This is a genomic window from Nonomuraea fuscirosea, from assembly GCF_003001935.1.
GTDB classification, from domain to species: domain Bacteria; phylum Actinomycetota; class Actinomycetes; order Streptosporangiales; family Streptosporangiaceae; genus Nonomuraea; species Nonomuraea fuscirosea.
This window is the reverse complement of the sequence record NZ_PVNG01000009.1, coordinates 105,531-122,850: the sequence shown is the minus strand read 5'-3', so window position 1 is coordinate 122,850 and position 17,320 is coordinate 105,531. Positions and strand designations below refer to the sequence as shown.

Here is a 17,320-nt window from a genome sequence, read left to right as displayed (position 1 = left end):
CCCATGGCCATGTTCGACCTTCCCCTCGACCGGCTGCGCGACTACCGCCCGGCCCTCGACCAGCCGGACGACTTCGACGCCTTCTGGTCCCGTACGCTCAGCGCCGCCCGCGAGCACGACCTGGCGGCCGAGGTGACGCCCTACGACGCGCTGCTGCCCGGGGTGCGCGTCTTCGACGTGCGGTTCAGCGGCCACGACGGTCAGCGGGTGGCCGCCTGGCTGATCGAGCCCGTCGTCGGCGAGCGGCCGCTGCCGTGCGTCGTGCAGTTCATCGGGTACGGCGGCGGGCGCGGGCGTCCGCACGAATGGCTGCTCTGGCCGGCCGCCGGCTACGCCGTGCTCGTGGTGGACTCCCGCGGGCAGGGCGACGGAGACACCCCCGACCTGCCCGGCGACGGCACACCGCACCACACCGGCCTGATGACCCGGGGCGTGCTCGACCCCGAGGAGTACTACTACCGCCGGCTGTTCACCGACGCGGTCCGGGCGGTGGACCTGGCGGGCACCCTCCCCGCGGTGGACCCGGGCCGCATCGTGGTGGCCGGGGCGAGCCAGGGCGGCGGCATCGCGCAGGCGGTGGCCGGTCTGCACCGCCAGGTCCGGGCCGCGCTGATCGACGTGCCGTTCCTGACCTCCTTCCGGCGGGCCACCGAGATCACCGACTCCTACCCGTACCAGGAGCTGTCGGTCTTCTGCGCGACCAACCGCGATCGCGTCGAGCAGGTCTTCCGCACTCTGCGCTATTTCGACGGCGTGAACTTCGCGGCCAGGGCCACCGCGCCGGCGTTGTACTCCGTCGGCCTCATGGACGACGTGTGCCCGCCGTCCACGGTCTACGCCGCCTACAACCACTACGCGGGGCCGAAGCGGATGCAGGTCTGGCCGTACAACCGGCACGAGGGCGGCGGGACGTTCCAGGCGCCGGTCCAGCTTCCGTGGCTGCGCGATCAGCTGGCATGAGGAGTCCGATGTCTTCCACCGTTCTCCGCTACGACCGGCCCGCCGAGCGCTGGTTCGACGCGTTGCCGATCGGCAACGGCCGGCTCGGCGGCATGGTGTACGGCGGTGTGGGCGCCGAGAGCATCCGGCTGTCCGAGTCGACCGCGTGGTCGGGGGCGCCCTCGGCCACCGACGTGAGCCCCACGGCGCTCGGCGCGTTGCCGACCGTGCGGCGGCTGCTGTTCGACGGCCGGCCGGCCGAGGCCCAGCGGCTGGCCGAGGAGCACCTGCTCGGCCGGCCGGCCTCGTTCGGCACCAACCTGCCGCTCCCCCGGCTGCGGCTGGACTTCGGCGGCGGCGGGTTCCGCGGCTACCGTCGCCTGCTGGACCTCGACGAAGGAGTCGTCCGGGTCGAGTTCGAGCAGGACGGCGTCCATCACGTACGGGAGGTGCTCGCCTCCCATCCTCACGGGGTCATCGCGCTGCGCCTGACGGCCGATCGGCCCGGCGCGGTCGGCTTCACGGCCGGCCTGGACGACAGCGTGTTCCCCGGCGAGGTCACGACCACCGCGCCCGGCGTCACCTCCGGCCTCGCCGCCGATGTCACGTCCGGCCTCGCGTCCGGCCTCGCGTCCGGCGTCACGTCCGGCGTCACTTGCGGTCTCGCGTTCAGCGGCCGCGCGGTCGAGTCGCTGCACAGCGACGGGACCCGGGGCGCCGCCGTCGAGATCCGGGTCCGGATCGAGGCCGAGGGCGGGACGCTGCGCCGCGACGCCGGCACGGTCGCCGTGACCGGCGCGGACGCGGCCGTCGTGCTGGTCGCGGTCGGCACGGACTGGGCCGGCGACGACCCGGCCGAGCGGGCGGAGCGGTTGATCGCAGCGGCCGCCGAGGCCGGCTACGACGTGCTACGCGCCGCGCACGTCGAGGACCACCGCCGCCTGATGGGCCGGGTGTCGATCGACCTCGGCGAGCCGGTCGACCTGCCCACCGACGTCCGCCGGGACCGTCTCGCCCGCGGCGAGCGCGACGACGACCTGATCGCCCTGTACTTCCAGTACGGCCGCTACCTCACCATGGCCGGCTCACGGGAGGACTCGCCCCTGCCGCTCGCCTTGCAGGGCGTCTGGAACGACGGGCTGGCCAGCACCTCGGGCTGGAGCGACGACTTCCACCTCGACATCAACACCCAGCAGAACTACTGGGCCGCCGAACCGGCCAACCTCGCCGAATGCCACACCCCGCTGGTCCGGTTCCTCCAGCGGCTCGCCGCGCACGGCCGGGCCACCGCCAAGGGGATGTACGGCGCGGACGGCTGGGTCGCGCACACGGTCACCAACGCCTGGGGCTACACCGCGCCCGGCGCCGGCCTGGGCTGGGGCCTGAACGTCACCGGCGGCGCCTGGCTCGCCCTGCAGCTGTGGGAGCGCTACGAGTACCGGCCCGACGAGGAGTTCCTCCGCGAGGAGGCCTACCCCGTCCTCCGCGACGCCGCCCTGTTCCTGCTCTCCTATCTGGTGCCCCATCCGGTCCACGGCTGGCTCGTGGCCGGTCCGTCCGACTCGCCGGAGAACTGGTACCTGGCGCCGGACGGCACCCCGTGCTCGATCGCGATGGGCAACACGGTCGACCGCGTCTTCGCCGAGGCGATCCTGCGGATCTGCGGTCAGGCCGCCACCATCCTCGACTGCGATCCTGACCTGCGCGAGCGCGTGGCCGCCGCGCGGGAACGGCTGTCGCCGTTCCTGATCGGCCGGCACGGCCAGCTGCAGGAGTGGCTGGACGACGCCGAGGAGGCGGTCCCCGCCCACCGGCACACCTCCCATCTGTGCGCGGTGTTCCCCGAGCGGCAGATCACGCCGCGCCGCACGCCCGAGCTCGCTCGTGCCGCCGAGGTGGTCCTGGAACGCCGGCAGCGGGCGCCGGGCTGGGAGCAGACCGAGTGGGTGGAGGCCAATTTCGCCGCCTTCTACGCCCGTCTGCTCGACGGCGACAAGGCGCTGACCCACCTCACCAAGCTGATCACGGAAGCCAGCGAGGCGAACCTGCTCAGCTACTCCGTCGGCGGGGTCGCCGGCGCCGAGCAGAACATCTACTCCTTCGACGGCAACGCCGGCGGCACCGCCGCGCTCGCCGAGATGTTGCTGCAGTCCGACGGCGAGGAGGTCGAGCTGCTGCCGGCGCTGCCGTCCGCCTGGCGTGACGGCTCGGTCCGGGGGCTGCGCGCCCGCGGCGGCTTCACGGTCGACGTGGCCTGGCGAGACGGGCGCCTGCATCGGGCCCGGATCCACTGCGACCGGGCGGCGCGCACCCGCGTCCGCCATCGCGACGCCGTCATCGACGTCGCCTGCCGTCCAGGGGAAGGATTCATGCTTGAGGAGCACCACTTCACGGCCTGAGCGCGGCGCGTCCCAGGTGGACGTGACCGCGTTCGGCGCCGACCCCACCGGCCGGGCCGACTCGGCCCCCGCGGTCGCCGCGGCACTGCGGTACGCCGGAACCCTCCGCGGTCCCGTCGAGATCGTCTTCGCCGGCGGCACGTACCAGCTCTATCCCGAGCAGGCCGAGGTCCGTGAGCTGTACGTGTCCAACACCGTCGGCGCCGACCAGCGCTACCGGGACAAGAGGATCGGGCTGCTGGTCGAGGACATGAGCGACGTCACGGTCGACGGCCGCGGCGCCAGGCTGATCTACCACGGGCCGCAGACGGCGTTCGCGGCGATCCGTTCGGCGAACGTGACGTTCACGAACTTCTCCGTCGACTACGCCGTCCCCAAGGTGATCGACGCGACGGTCGCCGCGGCCGGCGTCACCGGCGGACGGGCCTGGCGTGTCCTGTCCCTCCCTGAGGGCACCCGCTACCGGATCGACGGCACCCACATCACCTGGCTCGGCGAGACCTCCCCGGCCGGCGGGCGGCCGTACTGGTCGGGCGTGGACGGCCTGGCGTACACCCAGATCCACGACCCCGCGGCGCAGCGGACCTGGCGCGGGGACAACCCGCTGTTCACCGGCGTCGCCGCGGTCACCGACCTGGGCGCGGGCCGGATCCGCATCGACTACGCGAGCGCGACGCCACCCGCCGACGCGGGCCTCGTCTACCAGATGCGGCTGATCGAGCGCCTGCACCCGGGGGCGTTCATCTGGGAGTCACGAAATGTCGTGATGCGCGCAATGAACCTGCACCACCTCCAGGAGTTCGGCGTCGTGGGGCAGTTCAGCGAGGACATCACGATCGACCGGGTGAATTTCGCCCCGGACCCCGCGTCCGGCCGCTCGTCGTCGTCCTTCGCCGACCACGTCAACCTGTCCGGCGTCAAGGGCAAGGTCACGATCACCGGCTGCACCTTCGACGGGCCGCACGACGATCCGATCAACGTCCACGGGACCTACCTGGAGGTGACCGGCAAACCGGAACCGGCTGCCCTCACCCTCGCCTACAAGCACCTTGAGACGGCCGGATTCCCCCAGTTCTACCCCGGTGACCAGGTGCGCTTCATCGACAAGCGCTCGATGACCCCGCTCCCCGGCCCGCCCGCGACCGTCACCGCGGTGGACGGGCCGAGCGGCACGGACCACACCCGGCCGCTGACCACGATGACGGTGACGTTCGACCGCCCGGTGCCCGATGGCGTGGCGGCCGGCGGCACGGTCACGGAGAACCTCACGTACGCGCCGGAGGTGCTCGTCTCCGGCAACGTCTTCCGCAACGTGCCGACCCGCGGCGTGCTGGTGACCACGCCGAAGCCGGTGCTCATCACCGGCAACCGGTTCGACGGCATGTCGATGGCGAGCGTCTTCATCTCCGCCGACGCCTCCTCGTGGTACGAGTCCGGCGCGGTCACCGACGTGACCATCAGGGGGAACACCTTCACCAGGCCCGCCGGCCCCGTCATCCTCGTGCAGCCGACCAACGAGGTCCCCGCCGAGGTGCACCACGGCATCTCGGTCGAGGACAACACGTTCGACATCGGCTCCGACGTGACCGTGGCCGACGTCAAGGGCGTCCGCGGGTTCCGCTTCACCGGCAACGTCGTACGCCGCCCGGACGGGCCTGAACGGCCGCTGTTCGTCTTCCACGACAGCTCCGGCATCGTGATCGCCGGCGACGACCGCTGATCGGCGAATGAGGGGAGTCCCGGCCGGGCCGGGACTCCCCTCATCACGTCAGCTGCTGGGCTTGTTCTTGTCGTACGCCTGCTGGTTGAGCTCGAGGTAGCGCTTCATGCCGAGCCCGTCCAGGCCCTTGACCCAGGCGTCCCACTCGGTGTCGATGTTCTTCGACCCGGTGATGAAGGCGAGCTGGCCCTGGCTGACGTAGCTGTCGAGGTTGGTCTTCAGCGTGGCCAGCTCGGAGACCACGCCCGGGTCGGTCCAGACCTGCGCCTCGGGGAAGACCTTGGCCTTGTCCACGTGCGGCTCGTACGCCTGCGTCGCCTGGAACAGCCGCCGTTCGAGACCCGCCTCGGAGTAGATGTCCTTCGGCACCGCCTGGGCGTTACGCAGCGGGAGCGGGAGGTGGTACTGGCCCATGGATTCCCAGGCGATGTTCTTCGGGGTGCCGGTCAGGTTCTTCCAGACGGGCTTCGCCTTCGTGTCGAGGGCCACGTCGTCGGGGCCGGGCTTGACCCAGCCGACCCCTTCGGGGCCGGAGTTGGCGATGATCGCGCCCTCGTCGGTGTACATGTAGTCGAGCATCTTGATCGCCGCGACGCGCGCCTCCATGCTCGACTTGTTGGTCAGCATGAAGGTGTAGCCGATCGAGGTCGGGTTGTTGTACGCGGTGAGGCTCGTGCCGTCGGGGCCGGTCAGCGGCGGCGCGGGGTCGTACTGCTCGTCGCGGCCGTCCTTGGAGCCGAGCTGGACGAAGATGCCGGGCCACAACACGGGCGAGGAGCCGATGCGGACCGCGTCCGGGTCGTTGCCGACGGCCTGCAGCGCCTCGGCGTTCTGGGTGAAGGAGGCCTGGTCGATCAGGCCCTCCTGGTAGAGCGACTTGATGTACTTCAGGCCCTCGCGCCACTCGGGCTTGTCGACGGGCGTGCTCACCTTGCCGCCGTTGAGCTCGAGCAGTGACGGGACGCCGTTGCCGGCGCCGTACGGGGCGTAGGCGAAGGCTCCCATCAGGTAGCCGATCAGCGTGCTGTTCTGCTTGTCGGTGGTCATCGGGACCTCGTCGGCCTTGCCGTTGCCGTTCGGGTCCTTCGTCTTGAACGCCCGCAGCACCTCGCGCAGTTCCTCGGTCGTCTTCGGCATCTCCAGCTTGAGCTTCTTCAGCCACGCGGAGTTGATCCACAACTTGTTGGGGTAGGTGCAGTGGTAGCAGTCGGACCACTGCGGCAGCGCGTAGATGTGCCCGTCCGGCGCGGTCGACATCGCCTTGAGCACGCTGTTGGAGTCGAGCGCCTTCTGGATGTTCGGCGCGTGCTGCTTGATCAGGTCCTCCAGCGGCATCGCGACACCCTGCTTGCCGAGCTTCTGCAGCTCGGGCTTGGTGAACGCGTCCACGTAGGGGATCAGCAGGAACAGGTCCGGGTAGTCGCCGCTCGAGATCGCGATCTGGCGCTTCTCTTTGGCCGCCGCGCCGTCCATCGTGGTGGGCTGCCACTGGAACTTGATCTTGAACTTGTCGCTGAGCAGGGCAGTGGTCTGGTTGGTGTCGAGCTTCATGTCGGGGTTGGCCGCCGCCATGACCGAGACGACGACCTTGTCGCCCTCCGTCTTCGCCTTGGGGGCGCTGTCCGTGCTGCTCTGGTTCCCGCCGGAGGAGCAGCCCGCCGCGAGCAACGCCGCGGCGGCCACGACTGCGGCGATCCTGTTTCCCGGTGAATGCGGCTTCATGGCACTGTTCCTTTTCTTGATTTCCTTCACCCCTTGACCGCCCCCACCATCGCGCCCTTGGTGAAGTGCCGCGCGATGAACGGGTACATCATCAGCACGGGCAGGCTGGAGACGACGATGAGCGCATATCTGAGGACGTTGGCGAGCTGGATCTGATGCATTTGCTGGGCCAGATCGACGGCGCCGGTCCTGGGCGTGTTGAGAATAAGAATGTTGCGCAACACGATCTGCAGCGGAAACAGATCAGGGTCTTTGAGATAGACCAGGGCGTCGAAATAGGTGTTCCACTGATAGACGGTGTACATCAGCGCGAGCACGGCCAGCAGCGGCTTCGACAGCGGCAGCACCACCGACCGCAGCGTCCTCATCCCGCTCGCCCCGTCCAGCATCGCCGCCTCGTACAGCTCGTCGGGGATCGAGTTCGCGAAGAACGTGCGGGCGATGATCACCTGCCAGACGCCGATCGCGTTGGGAATGAGCAGGGCCCAGCGCGTGTCGAGCAGCCCTACGTCCTGGACCACCATGTACGTCGGAATGAGACCGCCGGAGAACAACATCGTGAAGATGAGCAGGGTCATCAGCACATTGCGCCCGTAAAAGGATTTGCGCGACAGCGGATACGCGATGGCCACCGTCAGCGTGACGCTGATCACCGTGCCGGCGGCGGCGTAAATGAGGGAGTTGTAATATCCCTGCAAGATCTCCGCGTTGTTCAGGATGGTCTGGTACGCCTCCAGCGAGAATTCGACCGGCCAGAACCGCACTCGGCCCGCGTTGACCGCGGCCGGGCTGCTGAGCGAGCTGGCCACGATGTAGATGAGCGGCAACAGCACGATCGCCAGCACGACCAGCAGCATGAGCCTGACGACGATCAGCACCAGCCGGTCGCCGAGCGGTTCGCGGACCTTCGACGCGGCCGGGCCGGTGCGCCGCAGCTTGGAGGTGAGCATGGTCGTCATCGCCACAGTCCTCTTCCGGTGACGCGCTTGGCCGCGAAGTTGACCACCAGCAGCAGGCAGAGATTGACCACCGAGTTGAACAGGCCCACGGCGGCGGCCATGCTGAAGTCCGCGTTGATCAGGCCGGTCTTGTAGACGTAGGTCGGGATGATCTCCGACTGCGCGAGGTTCAGGTTGTTCTGCAGCAGGTACGCCTTCTCGAACCCGATCGCCATCATGTTGCCCACGCCGAGGATCAGCATGATCACCGCGGTCGGCATGATTCCCGGCAGATCGACGTACCGGATCCGCTGCAGCCGGCTGGCCCCGTCGATCTTGGCCGCCTCGTGCAGCGCCGGGTCGATGCCGGCCAGCGCGGCCAGGTAGATGACGGCCGCGTAACCGGCGGTCTGCCAGACGTCGCTCCACACGTAGATGTGCCGGAAGGCGTCCGGCTCGCCGAGGAAGTCGACCGGGGCGACGCCGAACAGCGCGAGCACCTGGTTCACGATGCCGATCCGGGGCGAGAGCACCAGGATGATCATCGAGACCACGACCACGGTGGAGATGAAGTACGGCGCGTAGGTGACCATCTGCACGGTGCGCTTGAACCAGCCGTTGCCGATCTCGTTCAGCGCCAGCGCCAGCAGAATCGGGATCGGGAAGCTCGCCAGCACCACGTAAAAGGACAGCAGGAAGGTGTTCGTCAGCAGGTCGACGAAGACCGGGTTGCTGAACAGCCGCTCGAAGTTCTCAAGCCCCACCCACTCGCTGGCCCACGGGCCCAGCACGGGGCTGTAGTCCTTGAACGCGATGACGTTGAACGCCATCGGTATGTACTTGAAGACGATGAAATAGGCGACCGGCACGCTCACCAGCAGGTACAGCTGCCAGTGCAGCCGCCAGGACTTGCGCGCCTCCGACCAGCGGCGGCGCCGATGCGCCGGGCCGGCCGGGCGGGCCGGGTCCTCGTTCGCGCTCGGCGAGCGAAGCGGAGGCGAAGTGGTGGCCGACATCAGACCGCCCGCTTCCGGGCGGATGGGCCGGTTCGCACCGTACCCAGGCCCGAGAACGCCGCCCAAGCCGCCTGCGGGACGACGGGTCGAGGGGCGCCTGACGGTGTCCTCACAGTCACACCTCCTCGATCCGGGGCGGGGTGGCGGCACCCGTAGCGCCGATTTTTAGAAACATGGCCGAAACGTAAGCCCAATAATTTCCTTCGTCAAGTATTGATTTGCCGCCCGTACCGGGCCTACGCTCGGCGGCACTCTGTGCTCGTCACCCCACATGGCACCGAGTTCTCGCGCCCATCTCGAACTCGCCCATCCGCACCGGCTTCGAGCGCCGGGCCTCGGGTGCCGCACCCCAGCGGTCGCCGTCCATCCGACGCCTGGTTCGAGGATCGGTACGCACCTCAGGAGGTGTGACCGTGAGGTCACCGCTACGTTTCGCCGCACCTTTAGGCGGCCGGCGAACCCGCGCCGCCGCCGCCGTACTGTCCGCCGCGCTGCTCCTGTCGCCGAGCGCCCCGCCGGCGTCCGCCACCGCCGGCCCCGAGCCGAGCGCCGGGCCGACCGCCGTTACCGGCCCCGAGCCGACCGCCGGGCCGTCGGCCGTCACCGGTCCCAAGCCGGGCCCGGCACTGGGCGCGCGGGCCGCCACGCCCGCACCCGGCCCGTCCACCGCGGCGGCCGACGGGCCCGCCGCCTCGACCGCCGACCCCTGGGCCGTGCGGCCGTACATGGGGTGGAGCAGCTACAGCATGCAGGTCTACTCCGGGAACGGGAAGTGGATCACGGCCGACCAGATCATCAAGCAGTCCGACGCGATGCGCGCCAAGCTGCAGAAGTACGGCTACGAGTACATCAACGTCGATGCCGGATGGAACGACGGGTTCGACGCCAACGGCCGCCCGAAGCCCAGCGCCACGCTCTACCCGCAGGGCCTGCAGAAGGTCATCGACCACGTCCACGCCAACGGCCAGAAGTTCGGGCTCTACCTGATCCCCGGCATCGGCCCTGACGTCTACAACGCGAACCTGCCGATCGCCGGCGCCCCCGGCTGCACCACGCGCGCCATCGCCGCCCAGCCCCTGCGGCCCTCCGACTACTGGAACATCGGCTACCGGATCGACTTCTCGAATCCGTGCGCCCAGAAGTACGTCGACTCGATCGCCGACCTCCTCGCCCAGTGGGGCGTCGACTTCGTCAAGTTCGACAGCGTCACGCCGGGATCCGGCGTGAGCGACCTGTCGCTCGACGCCCGCGACGACGTCGCCGCCTGGTCGGCGGCGCTCAAGGCACGCAAGATCTGGTTCGAGCTGTCCTGGGCGCTCGACCCGAAGTACGCCGGCTACTGGCGGTCCAAGGCGAACGGCTGGCGGATCGACTGGGACGTCGAGTGCTACTGCGCCGGCGAGGCCCTCACCCAGTGGCAGAACATCGCCCGGCTCTTCCCGCTCGTGTCGACCTGGTGGCGCCACGGCGGGAACGGCGGGTGGAACGACCTCGACTCGCTCGACATCGGCAACGGCACCATGGACGGCCTGACCCGCGACGAGCGGCGGACCGCGATGACGCTGTGGGCGATCTCCGCCGCACCGCTGTACACCGGCAACGACCTGACCAAGCTGGACGCGTACGGGCTGAGCCTGCTCACCAACCCCGAGGTGATCGCGGCCGACCAGGCCGGCACCCCGGCCCGCCCGGTCTCCACGACGACGCAGCAGCAGGTCTGGTACGCGCTCAACGCCGACGGCAGCTACACGGTCGCGCTGTTCAACCTCGGCCGTACCGACAAGGACATCACCGTCAAATGGTCGGACATCGGACTGAACGGCGCCGCCACCGTACGCGACCTGTGGGCCCGTAAGGACCTCGGCCGCTTCGCCGACAAGTACACCGCGACCACGGTCCCGATCCACGGCGTCCGCCTGCTCAAGGTGACGCCGCAGCGCGGCGCCGCGCTCGCCGTCAACGACGACGCCCTGCGCGTCCGGTACGAGGGCGAGTGGACCCGCAACGGCGGCAAGGAGGTCGCCGCCACCTCCCAGCCGCTCACCGTGAACGTCACCGACACCGGCACCCCCGCCCCGCCGTCGACCGGCCCCGTGCGGACGGTCGTCCACGACGACACCGACCCGGGCATCGCGTACGTCGGGAACTGGTCGCAGAGCACCGGCCGCGGGCTCGGCGACTACAACGACAACGTGCACTACACCGAGCGCGACGGCGACGCGTTCGAGTACACGTTCCAGGGCACCGGCGTCTCGTACGTCACCGAACTGGACACGTCCCAGGGCGACGTCGACATCTACCTCGACGGCCGGTTCGTGAAGACCGTGCACACCGGACGCGAGCAGGGCCAGCCCCGCCTCGTCCAGCAGACCGTCTTCACGGTGAACGACCTGCCCGACGGCAGCCACACGCTGCGGGCGGTCAAGAAGTCCGGCTCCTTCATGCTGCTCGACCGCGTCGACGTGCTCCAGCCGAGCCTGATCGACCCGTTCGCGGCGTCGTTCGACCGGAAGGCGCCGGCGGACGTGCAGGTGAAGCTGCTGCGCGACGGCAGCGAGTTCGCCGGCGTCTCGCGCGGGGGCACCGCGCTGGAGAAGGACCGGGACTACACCCTGTCCGGCTCGACCGTGACCCTGCGCTCGTCCTACCTGGCCGGCCTGCCGCTCGGGGCGGCGCAACTGGACTTCGCGTTCCGCGGCGACCATCTGGACGACGTCCACGCCACGACCCGCGACGGCGACTCCGTCGCGTACACGTTCACCGGCACCGGCCTCGACTGGATCACCGCCACCGGGCCCGACCAGGGGCTCGTCGACGTCTACATCGACGGCAAGCCCGTCCGCCAGGTCGACACCCACAGTGCCGTACGGGCGACGCAGCAGACCGCGTTCACCGTCTCGGGACTGAAGAACCAGGAGCACACCTTCAAGGCGGTCAAGGCTTCGGGTGACGTGATGCGCACCGACGTCATCCGCTACACCACCCGCTGATCCCCAGGTGGGCCGGGGTACTGGACACCCCGGCCCACTGCCGGCGACGCGCCCGGCGACGACGCCTACGGCCGTGATGATCGGTGCGGCTCTGATACGGCGCCGGGAGTCCTACCGGTCACGCGTGCCAAGGCCGGCCTGATCGGCGGCCGTACGGCCGGCCGCCCAGCCCTCCCGGTCCCAGGACGTGCGCGTCCGGTGCGAGACCAGGTTCGGGAACATGCGCTCGACCGCCTGTTCCACCTCCTGTTCCCGGGCCGCCAGCACCGGCACCAGGTCGGCGCCCCGGCCGGCGCTCTCCTGCGCGACCGCGGCCGCCGTGGCCTCGGCGAGCCGTTCGCCGATTCTGGAGGCGAAGGCCGACAGGAACGACTGGCGGAACGCCTTGCTCCTGGACCGGCCGGCGCCGTGCTTCTTGGTGCCCGAGTTCTCCAGCGCGGTCTGCGCCTGCACCAGCAGCGAGGTGAACAACATCTCCACCCAGGACAGGTCCGCCGGGAACCCCAGCACGGTGGCGAACCCCAGCTCCCGCGACCAGATCACCCGGCACCTGTTGGCCTCGGCGACGAGGTCGAGCAGGACGGCCTTGGGCTGCTCGTACGGCGCGTCGATGCCGACCCGGACGCCCTCCGGCGCCGCGCCTCCGCCCGGCCGCGCCTCCAGCGCCGCCGCGTCGAGCATCGCCGCGTCGATGCTGTACTTCGCCATCAGGCTCTGCGCCGCCGAGGTGAACGTCCGCGCCTCCGCCTCGTACGGCGTCGACTCCGCCTTGGCCAGCAGCCCCCGTACCCGTGTGAGCGTCCTCTCGCTGACCGCGTGCGGACGTGCCGGGACCGTACGGCGGGCTACGCCCGGCGGCGGGCCCAGCAGTTCCAGCCGGGGCAGCCCGGTCAGCAGCCCCAGCAGTTCCAGCACGCAGGAGACGGTCACCAGCCGGCCGGCCCCGTCGCGCGCCCGCCGCGCCGCCAGGTAGCCGCCCTTCCACCACACCGTGGCCGCCAGACCGGCGAGCTGGTCGCGCCAGCGCTCGTCCACCGTGGCCCGCGCGTAGGCCCGAAGCTCCCAGGCGATGAGATCGGCCGCCACCCGCTCGTGCCGGTCGCTCAGCCGCCTGGCCGCGATCCTGACCACGTCGGCGGGCTGCCAGCCGTTGCGCCACACCCCTGAGATCGCCCGCGTCGCGGCCTCCATCAGCACGCGGTCGGCGTCGTCCCGGTCGGCCAGGAAGGCGGCGGCGGAGTCGAAGGCCGCCTGATCCTCGCGCGCCAGCGCGTCCATCGCCGCGTCGATCAGCTCATCGCTCATCGGCGCGGAAGAAGGTCGTGCCCGGCGAGGGTGACGGTGAACTCGTGCTCCACGAGGGGACGGATGATCGCCCCTTCGCGGGGAGTGGTGTTCGGCTGGTGCAGAGTGAGCGCCAGGCTCTGGTCGCGCAGCCGCACGATCATGCTGTGGCCGCCGTCCCTCGACCACAGCGCCTGCTCCTCCTGCGTCCACGGCCCGGTGACCTGCCCGGACGACGAGTGGGCGACGCCCATGGCGTAGCCCTGCTCGCCGAAACTGGACCACAGCATGATCAGGTGCCCGCCGGCGAGGCGGAACAGGAACGGGCCGTCGGTGACATAGACGGGCAGGTCGGCGGCGTGGGCTTTGGGGTGATCGAGCGGTCTGGCCCAGGGAGCGTCGGAGGCGTTGAAGAGGAAGACGGGTACGCCGTCCGCTTCGCGCAGGTCGTGGGTGAGGCGCTGGGCCCAGACGGCGCCGTCGTGGATCTGGGTCCACTCCTGGCAGTAGACGAGCCAGGGGGCGCCGGCGTCATCGACGAAGAGGGTGCCGTCGAGGCACTGCCACTTGCGGGGCGTGATCGCGCCCTCGCTCCACGGCGTGAACGGGCCCTGCGGGGCGTCCGCCACGAGCACCTGCGTTCCCCGGAAACCGTCCGGGGCGGTGAAGGTGGCGAACATGAAGAACCGGCCCTGATGCTCGTGCACCTCGGGCGCCCAGTACATGCCCTCGCTCCAGAACCCGGCAGGCGGCCGGAACACCTCGAACGGGCCTTCCCAGGTGCGCAGATCCGGGCTGCGGTGGGCGTCGAAACCGACGCCGGGGCCGGACCAGATGTTCTCGTCCGTGCTGCCGTAGAGCCAGTAGACGGAACGATCGCCGAGGAGGAACGGGTCGCGGATCTGGATGTCGCCGAGCGTGCGCCCGCTCCCGGCCGAGCGCTCCCCGCTGAGCCCAGCATCGTCGGACATCGGCGATCCCCTCTTCGTGCGCGCGTGGCACGTGACCAGGCTCTGGTACGCGCGGCTAGGTATCGTAACGGCCGGCTCCGGCCCGGGGAGCCCCCGGGGCCGCCCGCTCAGCCATCATCGCCGGTCGAAGGTCGGCGCGGTGCTTGCACGGGCGGGTGCGGATGTCACCGACGGTACACCGTGGCCGGAATTTCCCGAACCGCGCACGCCCTCATCCGTGCCGGCCGACGCCTCCAGGGCCGGAAAATACGCGTTCAGGACCTGACTCAGTTCGTGTCGGAGCCCGCGCTTGAGATGTCCTGAAGCAGCGCGAATGCTGTCCTGCAATGTCCAGCGCGGTCTGGGTCTTACCCAGCTCGCCGGCCAGTTTCTCGTTGCGGGACTCGAGTTTCGCGGTGACGGAAGTGTCGGTGCCGGGTGCTTGGGTGGGGGCATGCGTTACGGCATCGACGTCGCGATCCTCGGTGAGCTCGCGGAGCCGGCGTGCCTGGTCGCTCTCGCCCGGGAGGCCGAGGCGGCCGGATGGGACGCCGTGCTGGTGTGGGATCATCTGGCCTTCGCCTGGGGCACACCGTCGGCGGACCCGTGGGTAGCACTGGCTGCTGCGGCCCAGGCGACCTCGCGTATCAGGCTGGGCACGGCGGTGACGGCTGTGGCCCGGCATCGTCCGGAGGTGCTGGCCCAGACCGTGGCGACGCTCGACAGGCTGAGCGGCGGCCGCGTGATCTTGGGAGCCGGGCTGGGCGGCGTGAGGGAGGAGTTCACCGCCTTCGGCTCAGCGCGTCCCGGCGGGGCGGTGCTCGATGAGGCGCTCGACGTGATGACCTCGCTCTGGTCCGGCGACGAGGTGCATCACCGGGGCAATCATTACACCGTGGACGGGGTGCGGCTGGCGCCGTTGCCGTTCCAGCGCCCTCGGGTTCCGGTGTGGGTCGGCGGCACGACCGCAGGCGCCCTTCGGCGCGCCGCCCGCTGGGATGGCTGGATCGTCGCGGGCGACGACCAGGAGGGCCGCATGACGCTCTCGCCCGACTGCCTGGCCGCTCAGGTCAGCGAGCTGCGCCGGCACCGGGCCACCGCGGGCGATCTCGACGTGGCGGTCATCGGAGTGAGCGAGCCGGGCTCGGCGGTGCGGGCCTACGCCGAGGCGGGCGCCACATGGTGGCTGGAGCACCTCCACGGCTACCGGGGGTCGGTGGAACGGCTGGTGCAGCGTGTGAAGGCGGGCCCTCCCGCGTGAAGCACCCGCGGTGCGGGCGCGGCACCTTTGTGCCCGGGAGAGCATCCCCTGGCGTCTGTGACCATCGCCGCCCCCGCCGCCGTGGCGTCGGCCGCATCCGCGACGACGGTGGCCGCGCCGACGTTCTGGTAACGACTGCCCGGCCGCCGATGTCGGCGTCGAGCGGCGGTCCGCGTCGTCAGGTGGCGGGTGCCTCTGGGGAGACCGCGCCCGCCGTGACGTCTTCGCCGCGCTTCTCGTCGGCGTACACCATCAGGGTCGAGCCGCCCAGGGCGAGGACGATGCCGATGGCGCCGTAGATCGACGGGAGCGTCTGGTAGACCGCCAGCGACAGCACGATCGTCAGGACGGGGGCGAGCGCGTTGGTGATGGGCGCCACCACCGCGGCCTTGCCCCGGCTGAGTGCCATCACCAGGAACAGCGCCCCGGCCGCGTTGAGGACCTGGGTCACCGCGGTGAGCGCGGGTGCCTGCCAGGGGGCGCCGACGGGCAGCCCGCCCATCATCAGCACCGCCACCGGGATGAGCAGCAGGCCGCTGATCGTCATCCAGCCGAAGGTGGTGGCGTCGTTGATGCCGAGCAGGGCGGCCTTGCGCATGAAGAACGCCTGGGCGCCCCAGGCCACGCAGATGAGGATGGCCAGCAGCAGCCAGGGGCCGGTCGTGTTCGAGTCGTCGCTGCTGCCGGGGATGCTGAACAGGACGATCGCGGCCAGCGCGGCGACCGCGCCGACGACGGCGAGCCATTGGATGCGTTCGCGGAGCAGGGCGATGGCCATGAGGACGGTGATCACCGGCGACAGGGACACGATCGGGAAGATCAGGTACGCGGGGCCGTTGGACAGGGCCTGGAAGAGCAGGAGCTGACCGCCCGCGCCGGTGAGTCCGGCGATGAGCCCGTAGAGGGCGGCGACGGGCCGGCGGTCGAAGCGGTTGCCGCGCAGCGCGAAGAAGGCCGGGATCAGCATGGTGAACGCCCAGATGACGTACACCATCTCGTCGGGATAGCCGTACAGGCTGGTCGGGAGGCTGGAGAAGGCGCCCCACACGCCCCAGAAGAGGACGAGCAGGGTCGCGTAGAGTATCCAGCTTCGCTTGACGTTGATCATGCGCCTTCTCCTTGTCCGGCGGTCAGCAGGCGGTCGAGCGCGGCCCGGTCGAGGGGGGTGCCGGCGAGTTTCGCCGCGTAGAGCGCGGCTCCGACGACCGGTTCGTACAGCGGGCGGCGCAGCTCGTAACCGGCGTGCAGGGATTTCAGCTCGCGGGTGAAGGCTTCGAGCACCGCCTCGGCGGTGAACGTGCCGCCGGAGTAGGAGACCGGTACGGGCTCGCCGGGCTCGAAGCCGAGCCGTTCACGGGTGGTGTCCACCAGGAGCGCCAGCTCGCGCCCGGCCTCGGCCAGGATGGCGGCGGCGCACGCGTCGCCCAGCCCGGCCGCCTCGACGACCCGCCGGCTGAGTGCCGCGATCTCCCCGCGGTCGCCGCGCCACCGGTTGAACACGACGTCGATGACGGTGAGGTCCGAGGTGAGGGAGAGGTGGCGGCGCAGGACCCCGGCGAGCGGGCCTTCCGGCAGGCGTCCGTCGCTCATCCGGGTGAACGCGTTGAGGCCGCGGACCGCGATCCAGTACGCCGAGCCCTCGTCGCCGAACAGCTCTCCCCAGCCGCCGACCCGGACGCCGCGGCCGGACCGCTCGCCGTAGGTCATGGAGCCGGTGCCGCTGAGCACGTTGATGCCGTCCGCCGCCCCGAGGGAGCCGGCCCACCCGCACACCGTGTCGTTGTCGCAGGTGTAACGGTCGTGGCCGAGCACGGCGCGCGGGGCCGCGTCCAGGACGGGCAGGTCTCCGGGGGCCTCGCCGTAGCCCGGCAGGCCGAAGAAGGCGTACGCGATGCCGGACGGTTCGATACCCGCCTCGGCGCAGACCGCCTCGACGCCCTGCCTGAGGGCGCGCTCGACGATGCCGATGCCTTCGGACGCCTGGGAGAAGTAGTAGCTGCCGGCGGTCCGTGCCCGCCCCGCTACCGTCCCGTCCTGGTCGACCAGGCAGAAGGCGGTCTTGGTGCCGCCGCCGTCGACGCCGAGAAACATGGTGTCACCT

The 17,320-nt window shown here is 70.5% G+C and carries 12 protein-coding genes; 5 read left to right on the top strand and 7 right to left on the bottom strand.

All coding sequences use genetic code 11. From position 1 onward, the window contains the following. Positions 1–3: 3 nt before the first annotated feature. Genes B0I32_RS21625 through B0I32_RS21615 form a run of 3 tightly spaced genes read left to right on the top strand, consistent with a single transcriptional unit; the run spans position 4 to position 5,058 of the window. Entirely contained in the window at positions 4–960 is a 957-nt protein-coding gene (locus B0I32_RS21625) for an acetylxylan esterase (protein ID WP_106242192.1), read from the top strand. Between the two features lie 8 nt (positions 961–968). Next, entirely contained in the window at positions 969–3,338 is a 2,370-nt protein-coding gene (locus B0I32_RS21620; protein WP_106242189.1) for a glycoside hydrolase family 95 protein, read from the top strand. Further along, a complete protein-coding gene (locus B0I32_RS21615) occupies positions 3,313–5,058 on the top strand; it encodes an alpha-1,3-galactosidase-related protein (protein WP_219911938.1) in 1,746 nt (581 codons plus the stop codon). Before B0I32_RS21620 ends, B0I32_RS21615 begins: the two co-directional genes overlap by 26 nt. A 48-nt stretch (positions 5,059–5,106) precedes the next feature. Here B0I32_RS21615 and B0I32_RS21610 read toward each other — a convergent pair whose 3' ends face one another. From B0I32_RS21610 to B0I32_RS21600, 3 genes are read right to left on the bottom strand one after another with little or no spacing between them, the layout of a single operon-like run. Beyond that, entirely contained in the window at positions 5,107–6,780 is a 1,674-nt protein-coding gene (locus B0I32_RS21610) for a type 2 periplasmic-binding domain-containing protein (protein ID WP_106242188.1), read from the bottom strand. Positions 6,781–6,806: 26 nt separating this feature from the next. Further along, a complete protein-coding gene (locus B0I32_RS21605) occupies positions 6,807–7,739 on the bottom strand; it encodes a carbohydrate ABC transporter permease (RefSeq protein ID WP_181307638.1) in 933 nt (310 codons plus the stop codon). After that, on the bottom strand, positions 7,736–8,734 hold the full coding sequence (locus B0I32_RS21600; RefSeq protein ID WP_106242185.1) for an ABC transporter permease: 999 nt from the start codon (positions 8,732–8,734) through the stop codon (positions 7,736–7,738). The genes B0I32_RS21605 and B0I32_RS21600 overlap by 4 nt, the downstream gene beginning before the upstream one ends. A 413-nt stretch (positions 8,735–9,147) precedes the next feature. On the opposite strand from B0I32_RS21600, the gene B0I32_RS21595 reads away from it, so the two are divergent. Further along, complete coding sequence (locus B0I32_RS21595; RefSeq protein ID WP_219911937.1) at positions 9,148–11,724, top strand: X2-like carbohydrate binding domain-containing protein; 2,577 nt, start codon at positions 9,148–9,150, stop codon at positions 11,722–11,724. 111 nt (positions 11,725–11,835) lie between these two features. On the opposite strand, the gene B0I32_RS21590 is transcribed toward B0I32_RS21595, so the two are convergent. Beyond that, the gene (locus B0I32_RS21590; RefSeq protein WP_106242184.1) at positions 11,836–13,029 is read right to left on the bottom strand and encodes a DUF2786 domain-containing protein; all 1,194 of its coding nucleotides are present in this window, start codon (positions 13,027–13,029) and stop codon (positions 11,836–11,838) included. Continuing rightward, positions 13,026–13,979: a glycoside hydrolase family 43 protein gene (locus tag B0I32_RS21585; RefSeq protein ID WP_106242182.1), complete on the bottom strand. Its 954-nt coding sequence runs from the start codon at positions 13,977–13,979 to the stop codon at positions 13,026–13,028. Before B0I32_RS21585 ends, B0I32_RS21590 begins: the two co-directional genes overlap by 4 nt. A gap of 433 nt (positions 13,980–14,412) precedes the next feature. Here B0I32_RS21585 and B0I32_RS21580 point away from each other — a divergent pair, with 433 nt between their 5' ends. Continuing rightward, entirely contained in the window at positions 14,413–15,219 is an 807-nt protein-coding gene (locus B0I32_RS21580) for a TIGR03619 family F420-dependent LLM class oxidoreductase (protein ID WP_106242180.1), read from the top strand. 178 nt (positions 15,220–15,397) lie between these two features. Here the strand turns inward: B0I32_RS21580 and B0I32_RS21575 are convergent, their stop codons facing one another. Together B0I32_RS21575 and B0I32_RS21570 are read right to left on the bottom strand one after the other, a co-directional pair. Continuing rightward, on the bottom strand, positions 15,398–16,327 hold the full coding sequence (locus B0I32_RS21575) for a DMT family transporter (protein ID WP_106242177.1): 930 nt from the start codon (positions 16,325–16,327) through the stop codon (positions 15,398–15,400). Continuing rightward, positions 16,324–17,310, bottom strand: coding sequence for an N-acetylglucosamine kinase (locus tag B0I32_RS21570; protein WP_106242174.1), 987 nt, complete (start codon positions 17,308–17,310; stop codon positions 16,324–16,326). Before B0I32_RS21570 ends, B0I32_RS21575 begins: the two co-directional genes overlap by 4 nt. Positions 17,311–17,320: the final 10 nt, after the last annotated feature.

Excerpts from the sequence above, each read along its gene's own strand:
- B0I32_RS21580 (WP_106242180.1), top strand. The coding sequence starts at position 14,413 with ATGCGTTACGGCATCGACGTCGCGATCCTCGGTGAGCTCGCGGAGCCG.
- B0I32_RS21620 (WP_106242189.1), top strand. The coding sequence starts at position 969 with ATGTCTTCCACCGTTCTCCGCTACGACCGGCCCGCCGAGCGCTGGTTC.
- B0I32_RS21570 (WP_106242174.1), bottom strand. The coding sequence starts at position 17,310 with ATGTTTCTCGGCGTCGACGGCGGCGGCACCAAGACCGCCTTCTGCCTG.
- B0I32_RS21600 (WP_106242185.1), bottom strand. The coding sequence starts at position 8,734 with ATGTCGGCCACCACTTCGCCTCCGCTTCGCTCGCCGAGCGCGAACGAG.
- B0I32_RS21590 (WP_106242184.1), bottom strand. The coding sequence starts at position 13,029 with ATGAGCGATGAGCTGATCGACGCGGCGATGGACGCGCTGGCGCGCGAG.
- B0I32_RS21625 (WP_106242192.1), top strand. The coding sequence starts at position 4 with ATGGCCATGTTCGACCTTCCCCTCGACCGGCTGCGCGACTACCGCCCG.
- B0I32_RS21605 (WP_181307638.1), bottom strand. The coding sequence starts at position 7,739 with ATGACGACCATGCTCACCTCCAAGCTGCGGCGCACCGGCCCGGCCGCG.
- B0I32_RS21610 (WP_106242188.1), bottom strand. The coding sequence starts at position 6,780 with ATGAAGCCGCATTCACCGGGAAACAGGATCGCCGCAGTCGTGGCCGCC.
- B0I32_RS21575 (WP_106242177.1), bottom strand. The coding sequence starts at position 16,327 with ATGATCAACGTCAAGCGAAGCTGGATACTCTACGCGACCCTGCTCGTC.
- B0I32_RS21585 (WP_106242182.1), bottom strand. The coding sequence starts at position 13,979 with ATGTCCGACGATGCTGGGCTCAGCGGGGAGCGCTCGGCCGGGAGCGGG.